The 12639-nt window shown below is 53.2% G+C and carries 9 protein-coding genes; all 9 read left to right on the top strand.

Annotation, left to right across the window (positions count from 1 at the left end; all coding sequences use genetic code 11):
- The first annotated feature begins 94 nt into the window (after positions 1–94).
- The 9 genes from iolE to MKX42_RS26075 all read left to right on the top strand — a co-directional run bounded on the left by iolE (position 95) and on the right by MKX42_RS26075 (position 12580).
- Entirely contained in the window at positions 95–991 is an 897-nt protein-coding gene (gene iolE, locus MKX42_RS26115) for a myo-inosose-2 dehydratase (RefSeq protein WP_340757827.1), read from the top strand.
- 687 nt (positions 992–1678) lie between these two features.
- The gene (locus MKX42_RS26110) at positions 1679–3946 is read left to right on the top strand and encodes a helix-turn-helix domain-containing protein (RefSeq protein ID WP_340755748.1); all 2268 of its coding nucleotides are present in this window, start codon (positions 1679–1681) and stop codon (positions 3944–3946) included.
- Positions 3947–4353: 407 nt separating this feature from the next.
- Complete coding sequence (locus MKX42_RS26105; protein ID WP_340755746.1) at positions 4354–5967, top strand: extracellular solute-binding protein; 1614 nt, start codon at positions 4354–4356, stop codon at positions 5965–5967.
- A gap of 137 nt (positions 5968–6104) precedes the next feature.
- Positions 6105–6944: an ABC transporter permease gene (locus MKX42_RS26100; protein WP_235191891.1), complete on the top strand. Its 840-nt coding sequence runs from the start codon at positions 6105–6107 to the stop codon at positions 6942–6944.
- 25 nt (positions 6945–6969) lie between these two features.
- Positions 6970–7842 (top strand): carbohydrate ABC transporter permease, encoded by an 873-nt coding sequence (locus tag MKX42_RS26095; protein WP_340755744.1) that lies wholly within the window; start codon positions 6970–6972, stop codon positions 7840–7842.
- Positions 7843–7882: 40 nt separating this feature from the next.
- On the top strand, positions 7883–8824 hold the full coding sequence (locus tag MKX42_RS26090; protein WP_340755741.1) for a sugar phosphate isomerase/epimerase family protein: 942 nt from the start codon (positions 7883–7885) through the stop codon (positions 8822–8824).
- Between the two features lie 70 nt (positions 8825–8894).
- A complete protein-coding gene (locus tag MKX42_RS26085; protein ID WP_340755739.1) occupies positions 8895–10634 on the top strand; it encodes a hypothetical protein in 1740 nt (579 codons plus the stop codon).
- 359 nt (positions 10635–10993) lie between these two features.
- Positions 10994–12376 carry a radical SAM/SPASM domain-containing protein gene (locus MKX42_RS26080; RefSeq protein ID WP_340755737.1) on the top strand — a complete coding sequence of 461 codons (1383 nt, stop codon included), beginning with the start codon at positions 10994–10996 and terminating at the stop codon, positions 12374–12376.
- 69 nt (positions 12377–12445) lie between these two features.
- Positions 12446–12580 (top strand): hypothetical protein, encoded by a 135-nt coding sequence (locus MKX42_RS26075; RefSeq protein WP_339223142.1) that lies wholly within the window; start codon positions 12446–12448, stop codon positions 12578–12580.
- Positions 12581–12639 lie beyond the last annotated feature (59 nt).

The following is a 12639-nucleotide window of genomic DNA, read 5'->3' as shown; positions in this document are numbered from 1 at the left end:
GCGGGCGCTGCATGTGCGCGAACCAAGGCAGACGGCGCACAGTGGATCAAGGATTCTGCCATACTTGGGATTGTGGAAGGGGTAGAACATGAGTATGTTCAGAGACAATGCCGTCCGGCTGGCGATCGCTCCGATTGCCTGGACGAATGATGATATGCCTGAGCTGGGGGGCGGCAATACGTTCGAGCAATGCATCAGCGAGATGGCGCTTGCCGGATATGAGGGCAGCGAGGTGGGCAACAAGTATCCGCGTTCCCCGGAGCTTTTGCACAGGGCACTGGAACTGCGCGGTCTGAGTATCGCCAGTGCCTGGTTCAGCGCCTTCCTGACGGTGCGTCCGTATGAGGAGACAGCGGAAGCCTTCCGTGCGCACCGGGATTTCCTGCATGAGATGGGCGCCAAGGTCATTGTCGTATCCGAGCAGGGCGGGAGCATTCAAGGGCAGATGGATACGTCGCTGTTCGCTGACAAGCCGGTATTTACCGATAGCGAATGGACCACGCTCGCAGAGGGTCTTAGCGGGCTGGGACGGCTGGCGGCTGAGAAGGGCATGACGCTGGTCTATCACCATCACATGGGCACCGGGGTGCAGACTGCAGCGGAGATTGCCCGGCTGATGGAGCTTACAGATCCTAATGAAGTATCGCTGCTATACGATACGGGACATCTGGCCTTCTCCGGTGAGAAACCTCTAGAGGTGCTGCGTGAGCATCTACCGCGGATTAAGCATGTGCATCTGAAGGACATCCGGCCGGAGATAGTCGAGCGGGTGAAGGCAGAGAACCTAAGTTTCCTTCAGGCGGTAAAAGCGGGAGCCTTCACCGTACCGGGCGATGGCTGCATCGCGTTCGGGGAGATTTTTGCCGAGCTGGCCGCCTCGCCCTACACGGGATGGTTCGTTGTTGAAGCGGAGCAGGACCCGGCGCTGGCCGATCCGCTGGAATATGCGATCAAGGCGCGGCGGTATATCCGGGAGCATAGCGGTTTGTAGCCTGCGGGTTTAGGGCGAGCCGCCTCGGGATAGATGATGTATGGGATAGTATATGGTTTGAACATTTCACCCTTCGGGGTGATTTTGTTATTGTACGGGCTGGTAGCTAATTAAGGAAACAAGGAGCATTAGTGCACCTAGTCCTGCATAAATTGCAACAATGTTGCTCAACAGGAGCGGCCTGTGCGGAAATCCTGCACGAAAAGCAACAATGCCAGCCCTAATTTACTTTATACACTAGGATTCCTGCAAATGCTGCAACAATACGCCACAGCCAGTAACTAATTTAGATAATTCCTGCTCAAAGTGCAGCAATGCTGCTTAATTTGGAAGTGGTGAGTTCGGCCCATCACAGTTCATCTAATTAGCCGGTCCCAGACAGAAGTTAGTCCACAGCCAGCAGCTAATGTCCACATTTACCCACCCTCAGCCCGCTATTCCCAAGCGGGCATTGGCACAGGTGCGCGGGGAGGAAGGGGCTGCGGGCAGAATGACTTTATCTGGTTAGCTGGAGGGGAAGCGCATGTGCTATAATGGCAGGAATTCGAACGGCGGTCAGTTTGGCAAGTTGCCGCAGTTGAAATAGATCTGATGTCGGAGAGCCGCCGCAGAGCAGCCTTGGACAAAGTGTATATGAAGCGGCCGGATACGGCCGTGTATCCTGATGGTTGTGGAGGAGATTGTCGAATGTTCCGTTCCTGGTATCGCCGGTTGCTGCTGTCTTATTTCCCTATATTTTTGCTGACGGTGACGATTCTGATCTTTGCCTCCTTTGTGTTTATTAATGATATCTCCCGGACGGAAACGAAGAAGGCAGACCGCATCTCCGCCAGCTATCTCAGGGATAGTGTAGACCGGACGATCAAGGAAGCTGAGCTGTCGGTGCTGGATGCGGTAGAGCGGAGCGATGCCTACAAGCTCTACTTCAATAATCAGGGGGTGACGGACAGAGCGACTATCTATGCTGTTGCCCTGAGTCTACGCAATCTGATTAAGGAATCCTCGTATATCCAGTCGGTGTATTTGTATGACCGTGTGCGTGGAAGCGTTCTAACCGATACGGGGCTAAAGGAGCTGAAGGGATTCGCCGATGAGGACTGGATCAGGGCCATGACTTCCAAGCCTGCAGTACCGGAAGGCTGGCAACCGGTCAGGGATTACCATTCGGATCTGTCCCAGCGTACAGAAATTCGTGTGCTGACTACCAATAAAGCAATGCCGCTCCCCTTCGGCTCCGGGGGGATACTGGTCATTAATATCAAAATGAGTGCCCTGGAGCAGCTCATCGACAGCATGGTTAACCAGCAGCTCTCGTTCATGACGATTCTGGACGTTAATGGTAACACCGTGTACCAGGCCCATTCCGATACGGAAGGTGCAACTGACGGCAAGCTGCTGAACACACTTAAGCTCGAGAGAAACGGCTGGACGTTCGAGAGCGGAATTAAGGCGGGGAATCTGTTCAGCTGGGTCTCTGTGATCTCTTATCTCTGGGTAGCGATTGCGGTGGGGACCGTGGTCTGTGCGGTATTGTATCTGATCTATGTAACCCGGCGCAATTATAAGCCGATCCAGGTGATTATGAACCGGATTGAGGGCCATCAGATCCGCATGATGGATCAGTCTACCGACAGGCCGGACGAGATGATGCTGATTGACGGCGTGCTGGAGGATCTGATCAACCACATGACCGATTATGATACCAAAACCAGGGAGAACCTGCTGCTGCAGCGCAGCAAGCTGTTCACCGATCTGCTGCACAGCGAGCGGCTGGAGCAGGTGACCCGGCGGCTGGAGGAGCTGTCACCGCTTACCGGTGCAAATGCCTCCTCGCGCTTCATCGTTGTGCTTGGGGAGATTAACCGCTACGAGCAGGTATTCGAGGACCGGTATACCCGGGGGGATCAGAATACGCTGAAGTTTGCCCTGATGAATGTATTTCAGGAATTGGCGCGGAATGCGGAGCTGCAGGGATGGGCAGAATGGGTGGGCACCGAACGCGCAGCGATTCTGTTCCTGGCGACCGGCAGCGATCAGGAGATGGAGGCCAAGCTCCGGGTCTTCGCGGAGGATTGCCGCTCCTGGGTCGAGCAGAATCTGCGGATCTCGCTCAGCTTCGGCATCGGCTCCGCTGCCGCCGGGCCGGGGATGATCCGGGAGTCGTATGCGGCAGCCGAATATGTGATGCAGCACAAGCTGCTGATTCATGAGGATATCGTCCTGGCAGGCAGCGGTGAAGTGCGTCAGCCGCTGCTAGAGACGTATAAATATCTGCAGATGATCGCTGAATTCGTGAAGTATTTCCGCATGTCGAGCGGGCAGTGGCGGGAGCAGCTGGAACGGATCTTCGAGTCGTTCGAACAGGACTTCCTGAAGGACGAGGATATCCGTTCTCTGATTCAGGCTATGCTGCAGATGCTGAGCCGCGAAGTGGCGGTGATGTCTGAGCAGCTGCAGGACGAGCTGTCGGCGGAGAATGCAGAAGTCCGGCTGAAGCAGCTGGAAGAGGCAGAGGCGCTGCATGAAGTGAAGACCATTCTATTCGAATATGTCACCGATTTATTCCGCACTTATGTCTCTGCCAGCGAAACAAAGAGCTACCGGGCCATGGTCAATGAGATGAAGGATTATATCGAAGAGAACTTCACTAATCCCGATCTCTCGCTGAAGCATCTGAGTGACCGGTTCCAGGTCTCCGGCAAATACGCCAGCTATCTGTTCAAGACTGAATTCAAAATGAAGTTCGTGGATTTCCTCACCGAGCTGCGGATGAAGGAAGCCGAGCAGCTGCTGGTAGATACGGATTGTTCCCTGCAGGATATCGCGCTTCAAGTAGGGTATGCGAATGCCATTTCATTCGGGAGAGTCTTCAAGCGGATTGCCGGTATCACACCGGGCGATTACCGCTCCTCCAGACGCCGCGAAGCAGCCTCCAGACTGGAGCCGCAGGACTAGCGTAAGCTGGGGCAATGAAGGAATTCCGTTTGCCGGTAAGCAGGGGAATCCTCTGCCGCATCCATGTAAGGTCCAGGCCGCATTTCTCTTACGCCAACCTCTGAACAAGGGGGCGAATAGCGATGCGGCCTGTCTTTTTGTCCATATGAAAGCGGTTTATTGTACGAAAATGGTTGGTCTGATAAACCGGATGTCCGAATTCAGGCGCTTTATCGCATCCGAAACAGGTTTATTGTCAGACCTGCGAAAGTTATGGAATACTGTGGTCATCCCGGAACAACAAGCAGCCTTGAACGCTGAGGGTAATACAGGCTTGAACGGGACATTGCTAATAGTACGGGCACAGTGAAGCTCGGGGGTATCATGAAGTCACCATTATAGCCTGCTAAGGCGAGGGAGATGGAACAATGACAGTGAACGTAAACCAAAGAGTTCTGAAGAAGGCAATCGGCATCGGCTTGACCGCAGTAATGGGAGCTACTCTGCTTGCAGGCTGTTCCTCAGACGGTAAATCGAATTCGGCAGCCGGAGGTACAGACGCACCCGGGAAGAGCGCGGAACGCGTAACCTTGAAGGTGGAGATCTTCGACCGCGGTAAAACGCCGAAGCAATACACCATTACCAACAACTTCGTGTCCCAGATGATTCAGAAAAATTTCGGTGATCCTAATAATATCAATGTAGAATTTGTCCCGGTGCAGCGTTCTGAAGAAGTGACCAAGTTGAACGTGTTGATGGCCAGTAATACGGATGTGCCGGATATTGTCTTCACTTATGATTCCAGTGTCTTCTACCGTTACGCCCAGCAGGGCGGGTTGACCGACGTTGGTTCCTTATTAGAGGAGCACGGCCAGACGCTGAAGAAATTCATTGGTGACGAGACGATGGCCTTCGGCCAGCTCGACGGCAAGCAGTTCGCTATCCCTGGTAAACGGGCGATTACGGGCCGCTACGCTTCATACATCCGCCAGGACTGGCTGGATAAGCTGGGGCTGCCGGTACCGAAGAACACCGATGAGCTATACACTACTTTGAAAGCGTTTAAAGAGAAGGACCCGGGCGGTCTTGGCAGCAAAACCATTCCGATGGGCATGTCCCTCGGCTCGGCTCAGCTGGAGACCCTAATCTACTCCTTCATCAAGCCGATCAGCGGCGACCTTACTTACAGCCAGCGCTACGAGCTGCCGCTGCATGAGGGCTTCAAGGATGCGGCACAGTTCCTCAACAAGCTCTACAATGAAGGGCTGGTCAGCAAGGACTTCAGTCTGGATGAAGACAAAGCCCAGGTATCCAAGGATATTCAGAACGGCAACATCGGCTTCTGGTCGGAGGATGTAGATAGTATGTTTTATGCCGATGGCACTCTTGATAATCTCTACAAGAATGTGCCGGGCAGCAAGGTGCTGCCGGCGGATATCCTCACCAATGCCAAGGTGGACAATAAATATATCAAATCCCGCTATGCCTCGAACGGCATGTACATCATGATCCCTAAGAGCAGCAAGCGTGCGGTGGAAGCGGTGAAATATCTCGATTGGATGGCGACTGGCAACAACCTGATTGACATTTACAACGGTGTTGAAGGCGAGAACTATGATATGGTGGACGGCATCCCGGTCGTTAAGGCTGATGTTTCCCAGGAATTCCAAGACCGTCTGTTCACTTCCGGGGACACCGCAATTATCTCCAACGGTAAGAACCTCGGCGATCAGGCTACCAATGAGAAAGCCTGGATTCTGGGCTTCCCTGCCAACAACCAGGAGGCGCTGAAGCAGTCTATTGATATTGCCAACACAGATACTGTGGGTCCTATCGTCTTCGGCAAGCCGATTGAATCGGAATCGAAATACGGCACTACGCTCAGCGACAAGCTTAACGTGATCATCGTGAAGACTGCGATGGCGAAGCCGGATCAATTCGATACTATTTTCGAACAGGAAATGAAGGACTACATGTCTCTGGGCGGAGACAAGCTGAAAGCGGAGCTGGAGCAGGCGCTTACAGAGATTTCAGCCAAATAAACTAAAAAAAGTGAAAACCGGGGGGAGCTGGCATGCTGCTCTGCCCGGTTTTTTCTCCATAGGAGGAGAGGAACTTGAGCAAAGCGTCTTACATCAGAAGGTACTGGCAACTATACGCGCTGCTTTCACTGCCCATTATGTATTTCCTGATTTTCCGCTACGGCCCGATGTACGGGGTGCAGATTGCCTTTAAGGATTTCAACCTGTTCCAAGGCATCAACGGCAGTGAGTGGATCGGCTTCGATGCGTTCCGCGAAGTGTTTGGCATGAAGGAGTTCTACAGCAGTCTGCGCAATACATTTATGCTGAATTTTCTCGATTTGATAGTGTCTTTCCCGGCCCCGATTATTCTGGCTATTATGCTGTATGAAGTGAAATCAGTATGGTTCAAAAAAATATCACAGACCCTCCTCTATATTCCCCATTTCATTTCCTGGGTGATTATCGGGGGGATCGTCTATCAATTATTCGGCAACCAATCCGGTATGGTGAACGGTGTACTGGAGAGCATGGGGCTGAATCCTATTCCTTTTTTGACCGAAAAAAATCCATGGCTGATTACCTACCTGTTCACGGGTGTCTGGCAAAGTGCCGGCTGGGGGACCATCCTGTATCTGGCGGCGCTTACCGGTGTCAACCGCGAGCTGTTCGAGGCTGCTGAAGTGGATGGGGCTACCCGGATGAAGAAGATCTTCTACATTACGTTGCCCAGTATCAAACCAACCATTATTACCCTGCTCATTCTCAACCTGGGGAAAATGGTCAGCATCGGCTTCGATCGTCCTTACATCATCGGGAATACGGCAGTGCGCGAATACTCCGATGTGCTTAGTACCTTCGTCTACCGGATTGGTCTGGAATCGGGCCAATATACGCTGGCAACTGTAGTTGGATTGTTCCAGGCGGTGGTTGGATTGGTGTTCATCCTTGGTTCCAATTATATATCGAAAAAAGTGACCGGCGACGGCATTCTATGATTATACAGAAAGGAGGCGGAGTACGATGAGTGAACGTACCTCTAACCGGATATTCGATATCGTTAACGTTACCTTTATTGCGCTGTTCGTGCTGTTCTGCCTGGCTCCGTTTATACACGTTATTGCGGTGTCCCTCAGCTCCACGCGGGCTATTACTTCCGGGGAAGTTACGATTTTCCCGATTGAGCTGAACTGGAAGGCGTATGTGCAGGTCTTCACCGACAATGCGATGATCCGCTCGCTGATCTTCACCATTATTTTGACAATTGCGACTACGGTATTATGTATGCTTTTCACCGTTGCAGCTGCTTACCCGCTGACCAAAAGCAAGCTGAAGGGCCGTACGATGTTCATGTACCTGATCATCATCACCATGTTCTTCAGCGGCGGTATTATTCCTGAATATCTGCTGATCCGTGATCTGCATATGATCGATTCCGTGTGGTCGCTGATTCTGCCCGGTCTGGTCAGCCCGTTCAACCTGATTATCCTGATCTCCTTCTTCCGCAGCATTCCGCCGAGTCTGGAAGAATCGGCCGAGATTGACGGCAGTTCGCATTTCCGCACCCTGCTCAAAATTGTCCTGCCGTTATCCATGCCGGTTATGGCTACACTCGCACTCTTCTATGCGGTAGGACGCTGGAACGGATTCCAGGATTCCCTGATGTATATCAATAATCCCGATCTGTATCCGCTTCAGCTGAAGCTCTTCCAGATGGTTCAGAACAATATGATCACTGAGCTGACGAACCTGGAGGGAGCGGCCCGCACCAAGCTGCCGCCGGAGAGCCTCAAGGCCGCTACGGTCGTCTTCGCCACGGTACCGATTCTGGTCGTCTATCCTTGGCTGCAGAAATATTTCGTCAGTGGTGTTATGCTAGGAGCTGTGAAGGGCTAACTAACGACACTGCGGCACAGCGAGAGGAGAGACAGAGAAGATGGATAAGGGAGAGTTTTCATTCTCAACCTGCTGGAACATGAGACGTCATACTACAGGTAATGGATTGCTTAATGAGATCCGGGAGCTGGGGTTCCGCAGGGTGGAGCTGAATTATAATGTGACGGAGGCAATGCTGGTTACCATCGAGCCGATGATTGAACGCGGAGAGATTGGCATATCGAGCGTTCATAATACTTTTCCCCATGTCCCGGACCCTGACTACGGCACGGATTCGGTCCTGCTGGGCTTCGAGGACAAGGAGAAACGGAAGCGGGCGATAGACCTGCTGGTCCGCTCAGCTGAGTACGCCCAGCGTTACGGCGGCGAAGCCGTGGTGGTGCATCCCGGGGAAGTACCGTTCCCGTATGATATCTCCGGGGAGCTGGAGCAGATTTACGAGGGGCAGGGCAGGGATTCGGCAGCTTACCGCAGCAAGTGGGCGGAGCTGATGGAGCGGCGTGAAGCGTACAGTGCAGGCTATGTGCAGACCATTATTGAGAGTCTGGATGAGGTGTGTAACCGCGCGGTGTCCAAGGGGCTGAATATCCGCTTCGGCATTGAGACCCGCTCCAAGCCGCAGCAGATTCCGACGCTCGCCGAAGCCAAGACGATAATCCATGCGTTAAAAGGAGCGCCTGTCGGTATCTGGTACGACACGGGCCACGCTATTCTGATGGACCGGCTGGGCCTGTACGACAGTATAGGGGAGATGGAAGGGCTGATGGATGATATCGTCGGTGTCCATATTCATGAGACGATCGGCCTTGCCGACCACTGGTGCCCTTATGTGAACAGCGGAGATCCGGATTTCTACGATGCCTATCTGCCGGTGATTGAACGGGCGCAGGTCAAGGTGTATGAACTGAAGGCGGCCTGCCGCCCGGAAGAGATTCATGAGAGCCACCGTCTGCTTACAGCTAAGCTGGCGCGCAGGGGATAGGCAGCAGGCGGATGGGAATCAGAGAAATCAGAGAAATTAGCCAGAGAGCTTCCCGCAAGGAGGAACCCTAATGTATAAGCAATTGGTAGAGAGTAATGACAGAGCAGTAGAACAGGGAATCCCCCGGCAGGTGCTGGATCAGAGCAACCTGTATTATGGGGGAACCCTTGATCCCCATACGGGGATTGCCTGGGTGAATCACACCACTGGTACCCCGACGGATATGTGTTACTGGGGTGCGGCGCTGGTGAACCAGGATTCGAAGTATTACCGGGATGAGGAGCTGCTGGAACGGCTGAAGCTGGCGACGGAGTTCGTGCTGCGCTTCCAGCATCAGGACGGCTCCATCTCCCCGGGCTGGACGAATTATCATTCGCCGCCGGATACGGCCTTCGTTGTGGTCGGCTACGCGCAGTTATATCAGCTGCTGGCGAAGCAGGAGTGGCCGCCGCTTCAGCCGGTGCTGGACAACATGCTCCTGTTCCTGGAGCAGTCACTCCCCGTAATGCTTACGGGCGGGGTCCATACTCCGAATCACCGCTGGGTGATGTGCGCGGCGCTAGGGTTTCTCTATGAGCTGTTCGGCAGAGAAGAGGCCCGGCAGCGGGCGGATGAATGGCTGGCAGAAGGAATGGACATCACGCCGGACGGGGAATGGACCGAGCGGAGCAACGGCATCTACAGCGCCGTAAGTGATATTATGCTGATTCATGCCGCCCGCCTGCTGGATAAGCCGGAGCTGCTGGAACCGGTGCGCCGGAACCTGCACATGATGGTCTACCTTGTTCACCCGTCCGGCGAAGTCGTGACCGATTATTCCGGGCGGCAGGATCTGGGGGTGCTCCATGATCTGTCTCCTTATTATCTGCCGTATGCGATCCTTGCCCGTTCGGACAAGGACGCCGTGCTGGCGGGTATGGCAGAATGGGCTGGACGCTCCTTGTCCAATCCGGGCGTCTGCTCGGTGAACGCCCTGGTACGTATGCTGCTGGAGCCGGAGCTGCAGCAGCCGCCGGAGGCTACAGCAGAGCTGCCTGTACAGTATGAGCAAATCCTGAACGGTGATTTCCTGCGGGAGCGCTATCTGCAAAGAATGGAGTCGGCGGGTCATCAGGGGAAGATCTACCACAGCCGGCTGCATACCGACTTCGGGGCGCCTGTGGCCCGGCTCAGAGACGGGGCGACCAGCGTGACGCTGATCACGGAGACGCCTTCGTTCTTCGCGATGCGTCACGGTGCTGTAAGGCTGCTGGCCGTGCAGCTGAATACCAGCTTCTACCCCGGATTCGTGCCGATGCAGGAGATGACCCGGCTGCCGGAGGGCTACCTGCTGAAGGGCGTGCAGAAGAAGGGCTACTACGGTCCGGTGGAGGGTGCGCTTCTCCCGCCGGAAGCGGGTACGGCTGTCAGTCCGTGGTATCTTTTGCCGCATCAGAGCCGTCCGCTGACCCATGAACAGACGTTGTCTGTGGAGACTGAGGTACACCGTACGGAGACGGGCTGGACAATCCGGCTGCACTGCGCGGAGCCTGCCCAGGTCCTGGCTCAGTTGTCCTTCAAATTCGGCTGGGAAGGCAACTTCACCTCAGGAGAGCTGCAAACGCTGGACGAGGACAACTTCCTATGGAGCGGAGGGCAGCTCCGGTACACCTATGGCGGAGACTGGATCGACCTGACGGGCGGCGAAATGGCGCATCTCGGCAGAACATCCCCGGAACCCGGCCCGCCGAAGAGCTACAAAACCTTACAGGTCAACTTGGTAACCCCGTTTGACAAGACCTTCACGCTTACTCTCTCTCCTGCACAGTAGAGTTGGCTGGGTTTGAGATAGGATTGAGTGGGCGCTGAAATATTCACTTGGACATGCGCAAAGACACCAGCATCTTCGGAGGCTGGTGTCTTTGGCGTGAGGATACGGTTGGCACAATGAGGAGCATAAGTGCACCTGATTTCGGGAGAAGTGGGCGGCAGGTGCGGACTGGAGTGGTTAACCGCTTCTATCTACTTATTGCAAGAGTAATTGGGAATTTCTATTTATCTGTTTTTTTATCATTTAATAGATTATTTCCTATTTTATGACTTTTCTCATAGTTGTCCATCAGGAAAAGTTTTACATTATTTACAAGTTAGTAAATGCAACTCTATCAGTCCTGAGGAGGATGAGGGCGTATGAGATTGTCTAAGTATAACTACAAACACAGATTAAGCGATGATGTTCTGCTGATCATGAATACATTAACCGGCGCTGTAGACTTGGTTGAGCCTAAGGTAGCCCATGTTCTTTTTAATAGAAGCTCTGATACATCTGCATTCAACGATCTGGATCCGGAAACGCGTACCCTGCTTAAGAGCAGAGGGTATCTCACGGATATGAAGGAAGAACAATATGTCCGCGAATCACTTGAAACCTACTACCGCTCACATCCGGCCTTACAATTCACAATCTGCCCCACCTACAAATGCAACCTCGCCTGCCCTTATTGCTTCCAATCGGACATTCACCAGGACTCGCCGACGCTTGACCTTGCACAGATTAATGAGATATTTCAGGCGATGGATCAGATGGTCTATCAGCAGCCTGAGGCGGCCGTCCAGTTCGAGCTTTTCGGGGGCGAGCCCTTCCTGGCCCGTAATCAATCTCAGGTGGAGTATATTTTACAGCAGGCTATTGAGCGGAGTTGGCCTATTCTCTCCATTACGAACGGTACCGAACTCGGTGCGTATTTCCCTTTTCTGCAGAAGCACTCGGCGTATTTCCGCCATATGCAAATCACACTGGACGGCCCGAAGGAGATCCACGACCAGCTGCGTAAATACAGGAACAACAGCGGCAGCTATGATCTCATCTGCTCAAACATTACTTTTCTCCTGGAGCACCATATACCCGTAACCGTCCGAATCAACACAGGCCGGGAGAATGTCCGGCATTTGCCGGAGATGTTCGCCGGGTTCGAGCGGCTTCAGTGGACAAGCTCACCTGATTTCTCCTGCCAGATTGCCCCGATCAATGATAATTTCAATACGGGGAAGGTTGCCGGCTTCCAGCCTGAATCTGATCTTCTGAAGCAGCTTCATGTACTCTTCCCGGATTGGGAAGCCACCCGGCGCAGGTATAAGGTCAGCCTGGGGTATTTCATGGAGAAGAAGCTGCGGATACTCCGCAAAGCTATGTTTGACACAGACGATGACCACTATTACTTTGATCTGTCCGGCTGCAGTGCTTCAAAGCGTCATAATCTCGTATTTGGTGCAGACGGGCGGCTGTATCCTTGTGTTGAAACCGTCGGATTCCCGGATTATTCGATTGGAAGCTACCTTCAAGGGCTGCATTTGGATGAAGAGAAGTGGCAGAGATGGCACCGGGATATCGTGGTGAATGACAAATGCAGACACTGTAATCTTGCGCCTCTCTGTGGGGGCGGCTGCGTACTGAAAGGAAGCAGAGACGGGGAATTAAGGGATTTCGAATCAAACTGCAGCGATACAAGGCAATATCTGAAGACCTATCTCGATCTTCACCGGGACCGTCTGCTCGAAAGCTATTGCCAGTGAACTCCATTACCCTGATGTCAAGGTATTTACCTTGCCATAAATATTCTTAGAGGAGAGGAGGTAATGTACATGAAATCACTGACGAAGAACAAAGATCTCTGGACGAATCTCTCAGCCAAAGACCTTGAAGAAATTACGGTTCCAATGGCATGTTGCCAGAAAGCATCCATTCAAATCAACAATCCTGCCAAAAAAGCCATCTAACAGCATCCTTATATTTGGGAAATAGCGGGAAGCGCATCCTTATGCCTTCCCGCTGTTCA

The sequence above is a fragment of the Paenibacillus sp. FSL R7-0204 genome, from assembly GCF_038002225.1.
Classification (GTDB): domain Bacteria; phylum Bacillota; class Bacilli; order Paenibacillales; family Paenibacillaceae; genus Paenibacillus_AQ.
The sequence above is the reverse complement of the archived record's forward strand: the minus strand, read 5'-3'. Positions and strand labels throughout refer to the sequence as shown.